Here is a 19,442-nt window from a genome sequence, read left to right as displayed (position 1 = left end):
AGTCTCTGATCTTCAATGCCAGGGTAGGTTCCCACAGCGTGGTCGAGCCCGGCTGCACCATCGTGGGGGTGGAAATCCCGGACCATGTCTATGTCCCGGCTGGCACTACCATTGCCTCCCAGGCTGAGGTGGCCGAAAAAACCCGCCCGATCACCGCAGGCTACACCTATGAACACACCAATGAGGCCGTAGTCCATGTCAATGAATCCCTGGCCGAAGGATACCTGGCTATGGATGACACCATCGGCCATATCGCCTCCAACGTATCCACGGATTTCAGCCGGAAGGTTTCCTCTCCGCATATTGCCGGAACAACCTTTGTTCATCCCCTGGCCTCAGTGATCGGCAATGTTACCCTGGAGGGTCACATTATGGTCTCTCCTGCCGCATCGGTGCGGGGTGATGAAGGCCAGCCCATCTTTGTGGGTGAGGCGGCCAATATTCAGGATGGCGTGATACTGCATGGTCTTGAGACCGAGGAACTGTCAGAGCATGGCGAGTGGGAATTCAAGGCAGGACGGCAGTTCAATGCCGAGGGGCAGAGAGTGAGTGACGGCAGCGGCTACTCGGTCTACATCGGCGAGCGGGTCTCGCTGGCTCACCAGGTGCAGATTCACGGCCCGGCCTATATCGGTCATGATACCTTCATCGCCATGCAGTCTCTGATCTTCAATGCCAGGGTAGGTTCCCACAGCGTGGTCGAGCCCGGCTGCACCATCGTGGGGGTGGAAATCCCGGACCATGTCTATGTCCCGGCTGGCACTACCATTGCCTCCCAGGCTGAAGTGGCCGAAAAAACCCGCCCGATCACCGCAGGCTACACCTATGAACACACCAATGAGGCCGTAGTCCATGTCAATGAATCCCTGGCCGAAGGATACCTGGAGACCTGCGACGGCGATGTCAACGGAGATGGCGCGCTTACTCCGGCCGATGCCCTGATGGTCTTCCGGTGCTACCTTGAAAGCGGCGCCTGCTCAGGCTGCGCCGATGTCAACCACGACGGCCAGATTACACCGCAGGATGCGCTCTGCCTGTTCAACAGATTCCTGGAGCAGCCTTCCTGCCTTGACTAGGCGTTTCTTCACCCCATGGTTTAATCCTGACCCGGCTCCAGTTCTCCCGGAGCCGGGTTTTTCTCTTTTCGCCCCGGATTCCCTTCGGCAGCAGGCTGCCTGCATATATTGATCTTATAATATTGTTCCGATGCCAAATCGATAATCCGGGGCTCTTTCAATCGCCGGTAATCGGATAGATGCCCATACATTGGATAAATTTTAACAGGTAGGAGGGGGAAAAGTCTTTTTCACCCCATTCCAGCATCTTGGACATGGCAACATCGGCATGGCCTTCCGGTATGGCCGGTCACTGGTTATGGCATCGAAAACATCGGCAATAGCTGCTATCAGGGCAAACTGGTTTATCCTCAGCCCCTTCAGCCTGAGCGGATAGCCGCTGCCGTCAAAGCGTTCGTGGTGTTCATAAGCAAGATGGATGGAATCCCAGCGGATATGAAGAGATTTTGTGAGTATCTCCTGTGAATATTCAGGATGCTTTTTGATAACCGCAAATTCTTCATCCGTTAATCGTCCGGGTTTATTGACAATTTTTTCCGGGATCCGCACCTTAACTTAAAAAAAGCATCCTTGTTCCTGAAAACACTTTCAGTTGCGCTGTCAGCAGCCCTGAAAATTTCATCCCAGTTAATGGGCTTTCCCTTGAGCGCATTTTTATAGGCATCTTCAATTATCTCGCGGATTTTATAGTATACTCTCCTTGTTATTCTGATGAAATTATCGGCACAGGGAATGAAAGGCATCGGCCTGAATACCTGCTTCATCGATTGAGATGGCGGAATCAGGCAGATCAGGAGGGGGGGCTTGTGCCACGGCAGGACACGGTTATCAGCCCCTTCCAGGACCGGAAATGTGCAAGGACTAACATGAAAAAATCTCGGTAAGGTTTATTCTGAGGCCGGGGAAAAAGGAAGAACCCATGACTTGATCACGATTATAAACTTCGGGTTCCAGAAATCTCTGGTTAACCAGGGTATAGACCTCTACTCTTTCTTTCTCGGGATCAATGATCCAGTACTCTTTTACCCCGAAGCGCTCATAAAGTTTCTTCTTCATGCCAAGATCATATTTCCTGCTGGCCGGCGAGATAATCTCCACTACCAGATCAGGTACGCCCCTGATATTTTTCCTGGTGATAACCTTCTCGTTTTCCCTGGAAATGAAGATCAGATCAGGAACCACGATATCCCAGTTGGATAAAATGACATCACACGGCGCATACAGCAGTTTGCCAAGATTATTTTCCTTGAGGTAGGATGCTATGATCAAGGCCAGATTTCTCGAGATATCCTGATGCCTTATTTCCGGTGAAGGAGCCATATGGTGTTCTCCATCGACAATTTCATGCCTCTTGCCATCGGAAGGAAACGAAACATAATCCTGATAACTGAGCTTAAGCCGATTGTCGTGCTTTATCGAATGAAGGTTCATTGTGCTCACCTTAAAAATTCTTATTCTTAAATCCTGCCAAAAGTTATTTCATTTATAGCAGTATCATCGGGTAACAGTCAAGATTCATTCCTGAACCCTTTCCAAAACAGGCAGCAGAAAATAAGCCCCTTGATTTACCTTATCTTTCAGGAATTCGGTGTATCCCATCCAGTAGGCCGGATCCTCTTCCGAATAAAACCGCACATATAATTCCCTGATCCGGTATGCCCACGGGCCGGACCCGCAGCCCTTGAGACAATTCGGGTTGATTTTGCCGATTACTATCGACGACTTGTGCCCGTCAAGGAAAAGCTCGCCCGTCCGGCTGATCTTGAGCGGTTCATCGACCTTTGGTCTTATTCCTCCTTCCCGCCAGGCATCAAACCGCAGGCCAAACTCCCGCGAGATAAGCTCCCGGCCCGGAAAGGACAGGACAACCGGCATCATCCCCTGATTTTTGCACACTTGAGAGGCTCGATTTCCCTCCCTGACCGGGAGGATGATCGGGAGGTAGCGGATAACCCGCTCCCTTGCACGGGTGATGCCCACATAACCGATATTCTTTTCCTCCCCTTCTTTGCTCTTCCTGGGGGGCATGCCAAAGGGAAGAAGATAGACCGCGTCAAATTCAAGGCCCTTGACCTTGTGTACCGTTGAAAAGATCACCTCGATGCCGCCCTCTCCACCGGCAATTTCCTCTCTCCGCAAAGGTGCCTCCTCGATCAGATAATCCTCCAGCTCACGGATATCGACCTGCCCCTGTACACCGGCTTGTCTCCAGCCATCATACCCTCCACCGGACCCGGAGTGTCCGAAAAGCAGCCTGTACTCCCCGTTCTCTTCCTCCTCCTGTTCCTGCCGGATCAGGATATGGGCAAATCCCTTTTCCTGGCCATTGAGATAGACCCAGATGGCCAGGGGCTCCCAATTCCGGTATGATCCGATATAGCCGGGGACCATCCCAAGGTCCCGGAAGCGGTTAAAAGCTGCCTGGATGACATCTGCCTCAACCCGTAGACCTTGCCGCTCCTTCCCGGCCAGATGCTGGATAGCCTCAAAGACGTCCCACCTTCGCCAGAGAGGAAAATTCTCGTTCAGAGGAAGACATCGGCCAAGCGGAGACAGTATCCGGTAAAGGTGATGGAACGCTGCCTCAACTTCCTGATTGTTCCGGCCAAGAATGGCAATGGACAGATTTCGGGAGACCGGCAGGTCCCCAGCCGTATGGGCAGTGCGGGCAGCGGTACAGCAGCGGGTAATGTCTTCGGCAATCTGCTGATACATGGCCTGATAATACCTGGCTGTGCGGTTTTCCCTGCCAGGGGCATCAGGGGCGTTGACCAGGGCTATCTTCCGGATTATTCCTCCCGCAAGATCATTGAACTCCCCGGATTCCCCGGACCCATCAGCCTGATTTTTCCAAATACCGGCAGGACGATGGATTCTCCGCAAAGGCGCATAGTTATCCGCCACATACTCGTCGAAGAACCGGCAGAGGCTGCCGGAGCTGCGATAGTTTCTGGTCAGCTCTCTTTCAGCATGGGCAATGGATTGCCCGGCCAGGTATGTCTCGATCAGGTCGAAGCTCGATTGTTCTTCCTGCGGACACTGGTAGTGGAAGATATCCTGCAGGGGATCTCCAACCAGGAAGACTTTCAGGTTTTCCCGGTGAGAAGTCCTGATAATGGTTTTGATAAATTCCAGCCGCTCAGCCAGAACGTCCTGGAATTCATCGATCAGAAGGTAGTGGTAATGCCGGGCTGAGAAAAGCCCGGCTGCCCGCTCCAGGCACTTTTGGTGAAACAGCTCTGTCTGGCCGCTCTCTCCTCCCCTCCCCTTCCGGTCCCTGATCTCCTCCCTGATCCTGGCCCGTTCTTCCGGTCCCAGGATTTTCCGGGCAAATCCATGAAAGGTATCGATATTCAGCTTCTGCCAGTCGTTCAAAAGATCGAATTGCGGCTGATAGGCCCGGATACGCCGGTGCAGCTCCACCACTGCCCTGCGGGTGTAGGAGAGAAGCAGAATGTGTTCCGGAGGAACACCTTTCCTGATCAGAAGGTCCAGAACGGCGTAGATCAGGGTCCTGGTTTTTCCGGCACCAGGTCCGGCCCTGACAATCAGCGATTCTCCCCGGCTGAAGGTTTCCACCAGTTCCTTCTGGTCATCGTCAAGTTCCCGGTCTTTGGCCTCAAGGTAGCCTTTCAGCTTTTCTTCGGCAAAATATCCCTGAATCCGAAGCCGCACCTGATCGTATTCCGGCTTTTGCAGCAGAGCCAGCGTGCGGGCAGAGAATCCGGGTGAGCTGCCGGAATGGGGGCAGGTAAAATAATCGACAATCAACTGGTCAGCCAGCTCCCGGTCCCCAGCGGCCAGGGCGGTGAAGAATATCCTGGTCAAAAACTCTTTTACTTTAGCCAGTTGGCTGATTTCCCTGATTCTGTCAAGAGCACTCTCGTTCCATCGATCAAAAGCCCGGCGGACCAGCCGGTAGCCGATTTCCTCCTCCTGTTCGAAGTAATGGATATATCCCATGACTTTCAGCAGGATGAGTGCCCGCCGCATCTCTTCCAGGGAGTGGTCCCGATGGAAACGCTCATAGATGCCAAGAAGGCCGAAGGCTTCCGGCTTCGATCTGCCTGCATGATCCATAGTATCATGGGACATGCGGCTTTCAGCCTGGCAGGAGCGGTGCAGATAGCGGTAAATCTCCTGAGCCAGTGCAACGTCCTGGTCCAGGCGGTGTTTCGGGTTTATCTCCAGGATACGGAAGGCAAGGTTTTTCTCCTTCACCGGATTTTCCATCCGGTAAGCCATGATCTTGTGCTTTTGCCAGAAGCGGAAAAGATGGCCGATCCTGCGCGATTTTTTGACCAGGTCATGCAGCATCTTTATGCGGTGTTTTTCCATCCACGCTTCGAGGCAGGGGTAGTTGGCTGTTGACTGGTCTTCTGAAAGGTGATAAAGATCAAGCTCATACAGGCAGTTGTCATCCGCACTATCTGCCCCATCCGGCAGCTTTTGGAAAAAGCCGCTTCGATAGAGTTCCTCAAGCTCTGCCGACGGCTCCGTGCCTCCCCAGATCCGTTTCCGGTCATCTTCAGAGAAAAAGAGTTTTTCCCGCGGCCGGTACTCACGGATCAGGGCAGCAATCCAGGCCACCAGGTCTGGCCAGAGAATGAGAGGCTCTCTGCCCAGGTATTTTTGCCGGATTTTTTCAAACAGGGCCAGGCTCAGCTCCAGGGGGAAGAACAGCGGGAAAAAACATGACCGGTCATCAGGTGCTTCCCGGCAGTCCATTGCCGGGTTGGCATCCGGCGCACACGGATTGCCTTTTTCCGACCGGCCAGGCAGGACAAAGGATGTCGGCTGAATGCTGCGGTGTGAGATGGCGATTGCTCCCTCCCTCTGGAAGTGGAGGATATCCAGGTAGCAGGCCCGCTCATCCCCATCGTACTGCCGGATCATCTCCTGAAGAGAGAAAACCGCCCGTGCGGTTTTGTGCAATTCTTTCTGCCAGGGCTTATCGGAAGGAAACAGCGCAGGCTCGCCGATCAGGTCCACTTCAAGGCCGTACAGCCGGTATTCGCCCCACTCGAAGATTCCCGCCTCGTATTGGGACAGCCAATAGAGAGCGCTTCGGACTATGGCCTCCTTTCTCCTTTTTTGCGGAGCGAAAGAAAATTTGGATATACCGGCCAGGCGCTCATCGAACCGGAATTCCAGACCATGAAATTGCAGGGAAAAGGTGGCTTCCCGAAGCGTCCCCTTCTTGAAAACCTGCTCCATCAGCTCGGAGCGGATATTCAGCACCGCCTCCCTGGTCAGATCCGGCACAGAGGCCGCATCCTGCTGCTGCGCGATTCCCTCACTCCCACTCCCCTCGATGCCGTCAGGTGCAAGGAGTACATAGGCACGGGCAGGTGTGGAAAACCGGCTCCGCTGCCTGGCTGCCCGCCCTATCTCCTGGAGATACTCCTCCAGGGTCTGCGGTCGCTGGTAATGAATGACCAGCGAAATATTTGGTATATCCATGCCCATGCCGAAAGCCCGGGTAGCCACCAGTGCCTGAATCTCTCCCCCGGCAAAACGGCGATAGATCATCTCCCGCTCCTCCACCGGTATTCCGGCATGAAAGCAGTCGAAATGAACGAGCCTGCCCTGCCGGTCTTTAATCAGGGCTTCATTGAGCGCCTCTGCCAGTTCCTCGGTGCCGGTCTGGGACTGGTAAAAGATAAGCGCCCGAAACGACCGGGAGTCCAGATTGTCTTCAATGATTTTCCTGATAGCCGAAAGCCGCTCAGCCTGAATTTCCGATGCCCTGGCGGGCATTGTCATCAGTTTGAGGCCGGGCACTGCCATGAGCTTGTGGGATGGATTCAGGTGGGAGGGGTGCTCAATGTCTGAACCATTCGGCAGTCCGGGGCTATGAATGCTCTCCGGCGCATTCTGGCTGCTCCCCTCCCCTTCTGCCTCCCTGCCCTGCCCTTTATCCGCCAGAGCCCTGCCAACGGGGAAAATATACTTTTCAATTTCCGGCCGCAAGGGTACCCGGTTTTCCGGATTGACATCCCTGATCACTTGATTTCCTGTGATTCCCTGATCTTCAGATTCCAAAGGCCGGACTTTTTCGACCAGAAGGCGCAGGTTTGTTTCGGTGATTGTGGCTGAGAAGAGAAAGCCCTGAACCCGGCCATAAATCTCATGAAGCAAAAGGTCCTGATAGCAGCACAGATAATCCGGACGGAAATGATATCCCCAGTCCGCAACGCAGTGGACTTCATCGAAAACCACAAACTCAAGCCCGCTATCCAGCGCTGCCCTGCGCTGTAAAACCTTGCGGAAGGCAGGGGAGCGAAACCGCTCCGGTGTCACGTAGACAATGCGCAGCGTGCCGTCCTGAATCTGGCGGTAGAGCAGGTCAACCTCTTCCCGGTCGAGGTCCTGGTGAAATCCTGCAACAAAATCGAACATCCCCAGGGAGCACAGCTTGAACGACTGCTCCTGGATCAGGGCCTTGAGTGGTGAAATGATCACTACCAGCCTGCCGGAACAGGCGGTCCGGATAATGGCCGGCAGTTGAAAGATCAGTGACTTTCCTCCTCCAGTGGGAAGGGTGATCAGCCGGTGACGGCTGTCTTTTGAATCGAAAAATTCATCCACATTCTTTTTCTGCGTCTTTTCATACTGCTCCTGGGAAAATTCCCCCTCCCGAAAGAAAACATGCCGAAGCAAAAGGTCAATATCCCTCTCCCGGTCGGCCTCCTGCTGCTCCTCCCAGCCCCTGGGGTTAAAGAGCTGATTGACCTTTTCCCGCACATCCCCATCATCCTTCTGCGCAGGCGGCATGGGCCATCGACTGGTCTCGATATCCGGGATCCGGTAGTCGAAGAAGTGGACCGCATCAAGGCCGTCAAATAATTTCTGGTAGAAGGGACGAAACTTCCGAAAAATCAGCTCCAGAGAATGAATATCCCCGATAGGGGTATCTTCGGCGGGATGAATATCCCCGGCGGAGCAAGTTTCTCCGGCAGGATAAGTTTCTCCGGTGGGATGAAAATCTTCATCCTCCGCTCTTTGAGGCCACCTGTTCTCCCCCGCCCCTTTGGGGAGAGGGCTGGGGTGAGGGGCTTTCTTGGTAAGTAGCTTGAAGTTACTATCATCGCTCTTGAGGGGCACAGAAGGAAGGCAGCTCAAGGTTATACCTTCACTCCCGCCTGAAGCAAACAGGCTGTAACCGAGTGGGATGCGAAAGGGCAGAGATTCGAGCAGCAGGATTGGCCGCTGCCGGCAGATCTGCTTCCCATCCGGAAAGGCTCTTTGATGGAAGGAGAAAGCCTCCACAACCTCCGCCAGGGCCGTGACCGGGAAAAAACAGGCTTCCTGTCTCCCCTGGAAAAGCAGCTCCAGGTTCCGAAAGATTCCGCTCCGGCTGACCTTTGGCTTATGCCACCCCTCACTTATCCCTCCGATGCCTGACGGACCGGCCTGTGCGCTGCTGTGGGCACCATCAGCCGAAATGGTCTGTTCGCTGCTGCGTGCCATATTAACCCGTATCTTCCCGGCCTTCAGAGACCGGATGATTTCCGGCCAGGGATTGCGGCTGGAGCATTTTTCCGGATCGTACAGGAAGACCACCCGGTTTCCTTTCCGTACCTGCTGAAGAATGCAGAGCAGCAGGGTGGAGTAAAAGGTATGGTGATAGGGAGAGTCCGGAGAGATAAGAAACTGCCGCTCATCAGGAATGACTCTGATAAACCTGGTGGTAGTGACAGCCCGCTGCGGCGACTGCTTTCCGGCAGCAGCCGGACTGCTGGCAGCCTGATCAATGGCAACCAGCCAGGGCAAAGACTCAAGCTGAGGATAGAGGCGAATCTCGCCGGTCAGAACGTTCAGGAGGAGAAATCCGCTCTCCCACAGGTAATTTCTGCCCGGCTCCCGGCCCTGTCCGGCCTGAGCAGCCTGACCGGCCTGATTTGAAGTTCCGGTCTCAGCCTTTGGCAGCCGGAGCCAGTTCCGGCTTGCGCGATGGAGCAAAAAATTGATCCTTTTTTTCTGCTGCCTTCTGGCCTCATCCGCCTCAGCAGGCCAGAATTCCCTGAGCCGGGCTGGCCATCCGGCTGAATCGAAAGACCATTCCAGCCGGGAAAGATAATAAGATGCCCGGTCTGGCCAGTGGAGGGTTTTAAACTCCTGCTCGGTCAGGTTCAAAAGGGGCAGTTCCTCCAGAAAATAAACCCTGCGCGTCCCTTTGCCGGGCTCTTGCCCGGACCCTTGACCCTGACCGGGACTTTTTCCAGGCTCGTGCCCAGGTTCTAGCCTATTCTTTTGCTTTTGACCGGGCTTTTGCCCGGCATCCTGCGAGCCTTCCGGAGGACATTCCGGGCATACCGGGTAATGCTCGTACTCGTGCAGACAGAATCCCGGCGGATAGCGCTCCGGTCTGATAAACTGAAGCTTTCCCTGGCACCATTTCCGGTGCGGGATGGGATGGAGAAGGTATCCTGAGCAGGGAACCTTTCTGCTCCTGCACTCTGCAAAAAAGGAGAAGAGAAAGGCCCCGGCCAGCCCCGATGTTACCCTGGCAAGAGTTTTCTCTTCATCCAGGATGTGCTCTGCGGAACCCACCAGAACTACATCTTGAGTCCCTTCACCTTCAGCCCCTGCACCTTCATCCTCCCCTGCACTTCCAGCCTCTGCACTTCCAGGCTCTGCGTCTTCCCCTCCTGTGCCTTCAGTCCCAGCACTTGCAGTCCCTTCGTGCTGCGTAAAGCAATAAGGAAGGCGATCCTTGATAATCACATTATTCCCCGGCATAAGGGTGATCGCTGCTGCTTCATACCCTGGCCGGAGCAGCTCTTGCGGCTGCAACTCATAGAGAGGGGCCAGGTCCTTGCCGGTTCCCGGCAATCTCTCCGGGCCGCTGGGCTGGGCAGGTTGACCGGCTGGGACGTCAGGGCTAGCCTGGCCGGGGTGACCTGCCAGGCCGGGCGGGCCGAGTTGACCGGATGACGACAGGATATCCCAGAGGGTCTGGAAGATGGGCAGCTCACGTTGGATGCGGTTCCTGACTATTTCAGGCTTGGCTCTGAGCTGAATGACCAGCGAGATGAAAAGGCGGACAGTCTGATAAACATCCTCCAGCGCCCTGTGCGGGCACCGGAGCCGCAGATCCGGCCAGAGAGGATAAGCAATGGCCGACAGCTCCAGGGTATCGATGACCTGGTCATCCGGTATGTCAAGCCCATGATTTTTAAGGATACCAAGATCGTGCTCCCTGATCTGGTGCCCCACCCAGTAAGGATTGGCCAGCATTCCGGTTTTCAGGGCTTCAAGGCCCTGGGCAAGGGCCGAAGGGACATCCTTTCGGCAATCTTGCGGCCTGTCCTTCGAGCGATCCTTCAAGCGATCCTTCAAGTAATCCTTTAAGCAACCCTTTAAGTAATCCTTTAAGCAATCATTCGAACCACTGTGCTGGCGCAGCCCTTGTGGTGAGCAGGCATAAAAATAAATGCCCGGAACCTGGGTGTGCAGGAAGGCCAGTTCCCTGATTTCCCCATACCAATTGGTTTCAACATCCAGAAAGATCAAAGGCGGGCCGCCTGCGGCCAGGAGGCTGGCTTGCAGCCGGGGCAGATATCCTCCATATTGCATGAGCAGGGCTTCATAGAAGCGCCCCTCCTGCTCAAAGACCTCCCTGCCCTGCCGCACGAACCCTTTCAGCTTGAGGCTTTGCTTCTCAAAGGATTGCCGGGTGTAGCAGTCACTGGCTGCCAGTGCCTCCCGATAATACCCGCGGCCAAGGTCCTGAAGAAACGACGCCGATCTTCCATCCGTGATGGGGAGGTTTTCCAGATACTTGCTCAAGCCATAGAGGTAGTAAGATAAGTTGCTGGAAGATTTGGCCATTACCACGTACCGCTAAAGCATTTCTTTATCTTCTAAAAACCTTATCGATTCCTGAACAAAGTCCTTTATTGATTTACTTTCATCAACAAATACGTGTTGATCAGGAGCATCAAAGGGGTGGCAATGATATTTACCACCTTCAGAATCAAAGCCATACAGTCTTCGATTTTTAAAAATAAGAGCAAGATTAACTTTATCTTTTTGAGCATTTGCGTAGATTTGTATAAACAGCCCATTATCGATCACCAGGTTTAAATTGATGATGTTGTCAGTCCTGTCTCTCTCGATCAGGTAAAAATCGTTTTTATCAGCTACATCACCGGCCTCTTTGATAATATTATTGATTTTCACCAGAGAGTTCCTTCAGCTTCTTTTCCAGTGTCTGTATCCCATCAACTGCAAGTTCCCACTCTTGTGCATCAGATTCAACCTCAAAGCTGTAATTCTCTTTTTGGACAATATTTGCCTTCTCGAAACTCTCAAAATCCATATTATATTTTTGCCGGTAAAAGTCATCCGTCATCCTGTACCGGGTCAACCTTCTTAAATAATCTCTCCTGAGAAGATGCTGAAGCTCATCTTCTGTCATTTCATCAAGCTGTTTTTTCAGGGCTGCCTTCATAGTTTGCACCTCCTAGTAAAATATGAACGTTAAGTATGCTGGTCATCTGCCCCACCTGGTTTTATTGTAATCATGCAAGAGCATTTTTTCTAGTCGAAGTTTAAGGGAGAAGTCATGTATATCAAGCATCCAGCCGGAACCTACAGAGGTTTATCGGCTAAAATTTGGTAGAAACTCTTTGAGCAACATCGATCATGGAGCAGGGCCAGATAGAACTGCATCTTGCTCATATAATCAGGCACGAGTTTCCAGATATTAAGCTCAACCGTGCCATCAAATATCCTATACCATACGATATTCCACAGCCTTATGCTTGATCTTTACACACCGTAATCCAGCATATTTTTCTCCCGAAAGGGAAAATCCTTTGCAGGGGTTTTCTTTGAGTTGAGAGAGTATTGACTTGATTCTATCCTGAATGTGATGGTCAAGGCCGGTATATTGCCTGTGAGCTTTCCTGGAAAGAAAAACATTATAACTCACTTCAGGTCCTCTGAAGGAACACTTTGGTTCGCCTGATGTTCTTTCCAAGCCTCATTTTTCATTTTACCTGGGCTTTAGCATAATCTTCGTTAATAATAAAAAATAGTTTTTCTTTCTCTTCTTCACTGAGACTTTTAACTGTTTCTACAATTTTTTCAAAGGGTAAATCCAATGCCATAGAGGTTGCCACAGGGGATACCTGCTCCCTGCATCACAGCATTACCGTCATTCCCGTAACTACCGGGAATGATGGAATGGCTGAAACGAAGACCATAGCTGTTGCTCAAACTATTAGGGGCTTCCGCCGTGCTGTACTGGCAATAACATACTCCATTTTTAAATAACTCAACGGGTTTCAGGTTTATCCAGATTTATTATACCATTTGTTTGAGACAAAAGTGGAGACAAAGAAGAACGGGGAGCAAATTGGTCCCATAGCTTTTCGGTGCTCCTCTCGAATTCCGTTCATCTTGACGGTACTCGCCTTACCAAGGTTCCATAATCCAATGAATTAAAATTCTACAAGGAAACCAAGATCATTACAAGAAATAAAATACAGGTTTTCAGATGGATCGGTGATACCAGCAATATCGGAACCGGCAAGAGGGCCGGTCAGTCCAAGTTCACCAGACAGGACAGGCCGTCCGTACTTTGTTATACTACGAACGGGTGAATATTGAACTTTTTGCTCTTTCTGAATAATGAGTTACCCAGGGTATGGGTAAAGCTCCTTCCCCTTTTCCTGCCTTCAATACCTGCTTGCAAAGCATTACTCCACAATCTCATTTCTGCTACTCTATGAATGACCTTGAGTCGCGGAAAAGCGATCTTATTTCCTTTCTTCAACCCTGTTCACGACTTTGATAATTACTTTATTTTAAAACACTTATATCTAAAAGGTTCTATTTCGCTTTTAGTATGGCACGACTGATGCATCCACGAATGTATGCATTCTATCTTGCAGGGCAATCAGTTGTCCCGTGTAGCAGCCAGAATGGGGAACAACGAAAGACGAACGGAACATTCGGAGGGAAGACAGCAGGATTGCTGGCTGGCTGTGATGGGGCTGCTGCCTGAAGAGCTCGGCATGCCGGGCAGGACCTGGCCTGGCGCTCGGCATGGCGGAATTACGGCATACCCATCCACAGGCTATCAGGAAACAGTGGGCCAGGAAAGAAAAAAAGCGAAAGGAGAATATTGCCATGCCAAGAGGAGATGGAACTGGTCCGACAGGAATGGGGCCAATGACTGGCCGTGCAGCAGGTTTCTGCGCGGGGTTTAGCGTGCCCGGCTCTGCGAGCTCCTCCCGCCGGCGTGGTTTCCGAAACGGAACCAGCCAGGGTTTCCAGGGCCGTGGCTTTCGATCGCCCGGCAGACCCAGAGTACAGGGCCAAACCCAGCCTCAGCCATCAGGCCGGGGAGCCGGTGGTTGCGGATGGCGGTACGGGTTCTGTGTCACCGGGCTGCCGGGCTGGGCTCGATTTGGCAGGTAGACGGCCGGCTGGCAGGTGACGAAATATTGGATAGGAGTCAGAATCCAGGAGTCAGAAGTCAGAAGAAAAGATAGCCTTTGTTCTGACTCCTGACTCCTGAATTCTCGACAAAAAGTAAAGTTTTAACCCGTTTGCAGTATAGATACTCGCGAGGGCAGATACCACTCAAGGAGGCAGGCACAAGTCCTGCCCCCGGTCCTGGACTCCATCAGGAAGCGTCTTGCTCGGATTGATACCGGCGATGAGGCGAAGTAGCCTCGAAAGCCTGTGGAGGGCGGCTGTCCCATGCCGCGAGTATGGCGCAGTCGTTTTTCGCAGCCCTTTTTCACAACCCGCATCGGTACATGTTACCAGTATTACGGGTATCAGATTTTTTCCAACTTCCCTTTATCGATGAGAATGGTGAAAATAACCATCACCTCCACCCAGCCTCCCCTGACAGATGGGCTCTCTGCCTCAAGGGGTTCAGGGGCGGACAGTTTTACTTTTTCTCTTTTGTGGGGGAATTTCCTCCACTTCCGCCCCATAGCATTGAGCGCAGGGAAGTGTTTCTCTCTCTCGTCCCTTTTTGGGGAGAGGGCTGGCAGGGAGCTCCTGTGGCGGGTGAGGGGCTTTCCTGGTAAGTAGTATGGGGGAGGGATTAAAAGCATACGCCCCTTCGGGCTAAGAATTCTGTACAGGTATTGTAAGTATTGCATTTTACGCCTGTTCCATTAGATAATAGGGAAAATGGCACTTACAGATGCCAAGTTGGTACTCATCTCCTGCGGCACCCACAGTGTGGGGCAGCCGCTTTGGACTACGGTGGCACGAACCGCTTTCCTTGTCGTGGGTATGCCGGGCATGTAATGTGTCAGGATTGGCGGCGGTATACCAGCATGTTTGGTTTTCGGTATGTCAGGAAGATACACCTTTTGCAGTGAGCAGCACTGCAAAAGGTGCTTCCACTACGGCCCCAATGTCCACCTAAAAAGGCAATGGGTTAAGGTAAGCCCGGCTATTTTCAAAAGCGGCAGTATTGAGCCATCCGCAAGGGAAGTGGCTGCCAGATTATCTTCGATCCGGGAGAAGGAAAGCGGTATCGTGCTGCCGCAGTCCAAAGCGGCTGCCGCCGCAGAAGGCAGTAGCCCTACCTTTAAGGCAAAATGGCATTGCCCCCCAGGGAGAGATTAGATTGGGTTAGCCGTATGATTCGTTCTGTAAGTGCCATTCCCTATAGAGAAGGATGTTGATACATAAGACGCATAAGGAGAAAAACAGATGAAAGTTGCCTTTACGACATCGGGAGAGAGCCTGGATGCTCCCCTGGACAGCCGTTTTGGCCGTGCTCCCAGGTTCCTCATCTATGACATGGATACCGCTACCTTTGTGGTGATCGACAATCAGAAAAACCTGAATGCAGCTCAAGGGGCTGGCATTCAGGCGGCAGAGACCGTGGCGCGCTCCGGAGCTTCCTGTCTCGTGACCGGGCATTGCGGGCCGAAAGCCTTCCGGGTTCTTTCCGCTGCCGGAATAAAGGTCTACAGCACCGATGCAGCCACCGTGGCCGCAGCCCTCGATTTATTCCGGTCCGGGAAGCTCTCCCCCTCCCAGGCCGCTGATGTGGAAGGGCACTGGGTATGAGCGGGGCCACTCCCATGCCCGGCCAGATCTGCTATACTCCCATTGGCGTTATTCACAGTGAGCATTGCATCCCTGAGAATACGCCGATTCAGCCTGTCTATGCAGAAGGCTGCACAGGCCGGGCGGAATTAGGGCCTGAATATGCCGGGGGGCTGAAGGACCTTGAGGGATTCTCTCACCTGATCCTCCTTTATCATTTTCATCGGGCAGGCAATGCCCGGTTGACTGTTCAGCCTTTTACTGATAACATACCGCGAGGTATTTTTTCCACCAGGCATCCGCAGCGGCCCAACCCCATCGGTATTTCAGTGGTGCGTCTGGTGCGGATCGAAGGGACGACCATCTATCTGAAGGATGTGGACATTCTGGACGGGTCGCCGCTTTTGGACATCAAACCCTATATTCCCCGTTTTGACAGGGTCGAGAATCCCCGTGGCGGATGGACGGAGCAGGTGGATGAGGAAACGGCCCGCCAGCGGGGCCGACGGGGATTTCGCGGCAGGGGGAATTCATGATTATTGCCATTGCTTCAGGCAAAGGAGGGACCGGAAAGACCACGGTCTCTTTGAACCTGGCAAGGGTGCACGGCGGTGCCGTGCAGCTTTTGGACTGCGACGTGGAGGAGCCGAACGGCCACTTGTTTCTGCAAGGTACTGCCGAAAACCAGGAGACAATCGCCATTCCTGTTCCCCAGGTTGACGAATCGCTGTGCGATGCCTGCGGCGAATGCAGCCGCATTTGCCAGTACCATGCCATTGTGTCTCTTGCGACCAGGCCTCTGGTGTTTCCTGAGCTGTGCCACGGTTGCGGCGGATGTGCAAAAATCTGTCCCCGCAAGGCCATTCGGGAAAAAGACCACAGGATTGGTGTGGTAGAGATTGTGAAGTCGGACCATATCACCCTGATTCAGGGTCGGCTCGATGTGGGCGTGGCTATGGCACCGCCTCTTATCCGGGCGGTGAAGGCCAGGATCCGGAGCGACACCCCGGCCATCCTGGATGCGCCGCCGGGAACTTCGTGCCCGGTGATTGTCACTCTCCGGGGAGCGGACTGTGTGGTCCTGGTTACCGAACCGACCCCATTTGGTCTGCATGACCTGGCCCTGGCTGTTGACATGGTGCGGGAGCTGGGAATTCCCTTTGGGGTAGTGGTCAACCGTGTCGGAGCTGGCGATGACCGGGTCCATACGTTCTGCAGGGAGCAGGGCATTCCCATTCTCCTGGAAATTCCGGATGACCGGCGGATCGCCGAAGCTTACTCAAGAGGAGACCTTGTAGTGGATGTTCTGCCGGAGTACCGGGATTATTTTAAGCGACTTTTGAAGCAAATCATGCAATTTGTGCTGGATTGATACTTAATCGGAGGGAAAGCATGCCAACATACGAATATGAATGCCAGACTTGCGGCCATAAATTTGAGCAGAAGCAGGCCATCAGTGAAGTGCCGGTTACCGAGTGCCCGAAGTGCCACGGAGTGGTCAGGCGCATCGTCAGCGGCGGAACGGGTTTTATCCTCAAAGAGAACGGCCAGACCCGGCATGGAGCGGGCAAGAGCGGATGTTCCTTTGAGCAGGGAGGCAAGACCTGCTGCGGCCGCGACCAGCGCGACGACCGCTGCGGGACTCCGCACTGCGGTGAATGAGTGTGACCACGATGTCGAGCGCCCCACAATCTCCAGTCACGGTCCGGCAACTCGTGGTCATCAGCGGCAAGGGTGGCACGGGCAAAACCAGCCTGACTGCATCGTTTGCCTGCCTCGCCGGTGAAACGGTGGTCGCTGACTGTGATGTGGACGCGGCGGACCTGCACCTTGTCCTTACGCCGAAGGTGCGGGAGCGGCATGAATTTCGAAGCGGTCATGAAGCCGTGATCAGGGATGCGGATTGTATCCAATGCGGTGCATGCCGTGAAAACTGCCGCTTTGGAGCGATTACTGTCAGGGACCGGGCAGCAGGCAGCAGGCCGGAGTTTGCAATTGACCCCATAGCCTGTGAGGGTTGCGGGGTATGTGTTCGCTTTTGCCCGGCGCAGGCCATTGATTTCCCGGAACGTCTTTGCGGTGAATGGATGGTGTCGGACACCCGCTGCGGTCCGATGGTTCACGCCCGTCTGGGTACGGCAGCCGAAAATTCCGGCAAACTGGTGTCGGTTGTCCGCCGAAAAGCGCACCAACTGGCCGAGGAAAGCGGATTTCCTCTGGTAATTGTGGATGGCCCGCCAGGTATCGGGTGCCCGGTAATCGCCTCGGTGACCGGAGCATCCCTGGTGGTGATCGTGACCGAGCCAACCGTATCGGGCGAGCATGACCTCGAACGGGTCCTGGCACTTACGCGACACTTTGCCATCCCGGCCCTGGTTTGTGTAAACAAGTGGGATCTCAACCCCGCGATGACAGAACGGATCGAGAACAAGGCGCGCCTGAGCGGCGCACAGGCGGCAGGCCGCATCCGGTATGACCGGCGGGTAACAAAAGCCCAACTGGAGACCCTCGCCGTAGTCGAGACGGATGCTGCGGCTGCGGAAGATATCAATCAGATTTGGAACAAGGTGATGAGTTTGGGAGGTTTAGATGTATCTGCTGGGAGGTAAAAATGAAGTTGCATGAAACCCTGGATTTTTCACCAATAGTGCGCGAGCATGCGCAGAATCCGAGAAACAATGGACCGCTGTCGGCATTCAACGGTCACGCCAGAATTACCGGACCCTGTGGTGATACCATGGAAATCTGGCTCCTGGTTCGTGACCATAAGGTTAAAAAGGTGTCCTTCTCCACCGACGGATGCGAGCCGGCGATTGCCAGTGGAAGCATGACTACCTGCCTGGCTATTGGAAAAAGCGTCACGGATGCGGCCGCTATGGGGCAGCAGGACATTCTCCATGCTCTGGGAGGGCTGCCCGCCGAAGTCGAACACTGCGCCCTGCTGGCGGCCAATACCCTGAAAGCCGCCTGCGAAGAGTATCTGCACAATGAACACCTGAAGTCTGACAAAGCCTCATCCAGGGCAGGGGCAACCTGTGATACCTGCAGCGACTCATCTTGTTCCGCTTCCCGCCGCCGTTCGGACGAAAACGATGAAGAATACAGGGAGCGCCAGAAGCTTGAGCAGCGGCTGTGCCGGATCAGCCATAAAATTGTGGTGATGTCAGGCAAGGGCGGGGTCGGGAAAAGCACCGTGGCCGTTAATCTGGCTATTGCCCTTGCAAGATCGGGGAAAAAGGTCGGACTGCTGGATGTGGACATTCACGGGCCCAGCGTGCCAACCATGCTTGGCCTGGAATTCGGCTCGGTTAACGGAAGAGGGGAAGATTTACTCCCCGCGGACCTCGATGGACTGAAAGTTCTGTCCCTGGGCCTTTTTCTCTCCAACCAGGATGATGCCGTTATCTGGCGGGGACCTATGAAGACAGGGGTTATCAGGCAGTTCCTCAAGGATGTGGCCTGGGGAGACCTGGACTTTCTGGTGGTTGATTCACCACCGGGCACCGGCGATGAGCCGCTGTCCGTCTGCCAGTTGCTCGGCAGGGTCGATGGAGCGGTGATCGTCACCACTCCGCAGAAGGTCGCGGCAGTGGATGTGCGCAAGTCCATTTCCTTTTGCAGGCAAATGCAGGTGCCGGTACTGGGCGTAGTGGAGAATATGAGCGGATTCGCCTGTCCGCATTGCGGCCAGGTTACACCGATCCTGCGTACCGGAGGTGGACGGCGCATTGCCGAAGACATGAAGGTGCCCTTCCTCGGCTCTATCCCCATAGACCCCAAAATCGCTGAATCCTGCGACGATGGCCATGCTTTCCTTTCTCATTATGCCGATTCCCCTACGGCAAAGATCATGCAGGAAATTATCCAGCCGATCAAGGCGCTGGACGGACTGGGCGGGGACGAGATGGAATCGCTGAATAAAAATGAAGAATACCTGAAAACCAAGGAGGATATATCCATGCGGATCGCTATTCCCATCGCGGATGGAAAATTGTCGATGCATTTTGGCCACTGCGGGCATTTCGCCCTGGTCGATGTGGACCCGGCAGCAAAGAAGATACTGAAACGTGAAGATATAGAAGCCCCACCGCACCAGCCTGGACTTTTACCGCCCTGGCTGGGGGAGCGGGGAGCCACGCTCATCATCGCCGGCGGTATGGGCCAGCGCGCTCAAAACCTGTTTGCCGAGCGGGGAATCCAGGTAATAGTGGGCGCTCCCGCCGAAACTCCCGAACGGCTGATTACCGACTATCTTGCCGGAACACTCGAAGTGGGTGATAACGTCTGCGATCATTGAGGGAAAGAAGTGGTCAGTGATCAGTGGTCAGT

17 protein-coding genes are annotated in these 19,442 nt (G+C 53.8%); 10 read left to right on the top strand and 7 right to left on the bottom strand.

The features are described 5' to 3' along the window. The coding region (locus tag AB1611_08110; protein ID MEW6379559.1) for a dockerin type I domain-containing protein at positions 1 to 1,076 on the top strand (1,076 nt) is incomplete at its 5' end. A gap of 20 nt (positions 1,077 to 1,096) precedes the next feature. Here the strand turns inward: AB1611_08110 and AB1611_08105 are convergent. The 7 genes from AB1611_08105 to AB1611_08075 form a co-directional block, all read right to left on the bottom strand. Next, positions 1,097 to 1,267, bottom strand: a complete 171-nt coding sequence (locus tag AB1611_08105; protein MEW6379558.1) for a hypothetical protein — start codon at positions 1,265 to 1,267, stop codon at positions 1,097 to 1,099. Between the two features lie 10 nt (positions 1,268 to 1,277). After that, a complete protein-coding gene (locus AB1611_08100; GenBank protein MEW6379557.1) occupies positions 1,278 to 1,625 on the bottom strand; it encodes an HD domain-containing phosphohydrolase in 348 nt (115 codons plus the stop codon). 312 nt (positions 1,626 to 1,937) lie between these two features. After that, the gene (locus AB1611_08095; protein ID MEW6379556.1) at positions 1,938 to 2,507 is read right to left on the bottom strand and encodes a Uma2 family endonuclease; all 570 of its coding nucleotides are present in this window, start codon (positions 2,505 to 2,507) and stop codon (positions 1,938 to 1,940) included. A gap of 84 nt (positions 2,508 to 2,591) precedes the next feature. Next, positions 2,592 to 10,913, bottom strand: a complete 8,322-nt coding sequence (locus AB1611_08090) for a UvrD-helicase domain-containing protein (protein MEW6379555.1) — start codon at positions 10,911 to 10,913, stop codon at positions 2,592 to 2,594. 12 nt (positions 10,914 to 10,925) lie between these two features. Beyond that, positions 10,926 to 11,264, bottom strand: coding sequence for a hypothetical protein (locus AB1611_08085; protein MEW6379554.1), 339 nt, complete (start codon positions 11,262 to 11,264; stop codon positions 10,926 to 10,928). Beyond that, a complete protein-coding gene (locus AB1611_08080; protein ID MEW6379553.1) occupies positions 11,251 to 11,535 on the bottom strand; it encodes a hypothetical protein in 285 nt (94 codons plus the stop codon). The genes AB1611_08085 and AB1611_08080 overlap by 14 nt, the downstream gene beginning before the upstream one ends. A gap of 541 nt (positions 11,536 to 12,076) precedes the next feature. Beyond that, complete coding sequence (locus AB1611_08075) at positions 12,077 to 12,208, bottom strand: hypothetical protein (GenBank protein MEW6379552.1); 132 nt, start codon at positions 12,206 to 12,208, stop codon at positions 12,077 to 12,079. 804 nt (positions 12,209 to 13,012) lie between these two features. Here AB1611_08075 and AB1611_08070 point away from each other — a divergent pair. The 9 genes from AB1611_08070 (at position 13,013) to AB1611_08030 (ending at position 19,410) form a co-directional block, all read left to right on the top strand. Next, entirely contained in the window at positions 13,013 to 13,300 is a 288-nt protein-coding gene (locus tag AB1611_08070) for a hypothetical protein (GenBank protein ID MEW6379551.1), read from the top strand. Beyond that, on the top strand, positions 13,221 to 13,511 hold the full coding sequence (locus AB1611_08065) for a DUF5320 domain-containing protein (GenBank protein MEW6379550.1): 291 nt from the start codon (positions 13,221 to 13,223) through the stop codon (positions 13,509 to 13,511). The genes AB1611_08070 and AB1611_08065 overlap by 80 nt, the downstream gene beginning before the upstream one ends. Before the next feature lie 894 nt (positions 13,512 to 14,405). Next, the gene (locus AB1611_08060) at positions 14,406 to 14,684 is read left to right on the top strand and encodes a hypothetical protein (protein MEW6379549.1); all 279 of its coding nucleotides are present in this window, start codon (positions 14,406 to 14,408) and stop codon (positions 14,682 to 14,684) included. An 87-nt stretch (positions 14,685 to 14,771) separates the two neighbouring features. Next, positions 14,772 to 15,134, top strand: a complete 363-nt coding sequence (locus AB1611_08055) for a NifB/NifX family molybdenum-iron cluster-binding protein (protein ID MEW6379548.1) — start codon at positions 14,772 to 14,774, stop codon at positions 15,132 to 15,134. Next, positions 15,131 to 15,649 carry a tRNA (N6-threonylcarbamoyladenosine(37)-N6)-methyltransferase TrmO gene (gene tsaA, locus AB1611_08050; GenBank protein MEW6379547.1) on the top strand — a complete coding sequence of 173 codons (519 nt, stop codon included), beginning with the start codon at positions 15,131 to 15,133 and terminating at the stop codon, positions 15,647 to 15,649. Before AB1611_08055 ends, tsaA begins: the two co-directional genes overlap by 4 nt. After that, positions 15,646 to 16,485, top strand: a complete 840-nt coding sequence (locus AB1611_08045) for an ATP-binding protein (GenBank protein MEW6379546.1) — start codon at positions 15,646 to 15,648, stop codon at positions 16,483 to 16,485. Before tsaA ends, AB1611_08045 begins: the two co-directional genes overlap by 4 nt. 20 nt (positions 16,486 to 16,505) lie before the next feature. Beyond that, positions 16,506 to 16,775, top strand: a complete 270-nt coding sequence (locus AB1611_08040; GenBank protein ID MEW6379545.1) for a zinc ribbon domain-containing protein — start codon at positions 16,506 to 16,508, stop codon at positions 16,773 to 16,775. 11 nt (positions 16,776 to 16,786) lie between these two features. After that, positions 16,787 to 17,722, top strand: coding sequence for an ATP-binding protein (locus AB1611_08035; GenBank protein ID MEW6379544.1), 936 nt, complete (start codon positions 16,787 to 16,789; stop codon positions 17,720 to 17,722). A gap of 2 nt (positions 17,723 to 17,724) precedes the next feature. Beyond that, positions 17,725 to 19,410: an iron-sulfur cluster carrier protein MrpORP gene (locus AB1611_08030; GenBank protein ID MEW6379543.1), complete on the top strand. Its 1,686-nt coding sequence runs from the start codon at positions 17,725 to 17,727 to the stop codon at positions 19,408 to 19,410. Positions 19,411 to 19,442 lie beyond the last annotated feature (32 nt).

The organism is bacterium (assembly GCA_040755755.1).
GTDB lineage: Bacteria > SZUA-182 > SZUA-182 > DTGQ01 > DTGQ01 > DTGQ01.
The sequence above is the reverse complement of the archived record's forward strand: the minus strand, read 5'-3'. Positions and strand labels throughout refer to the sequence as shown.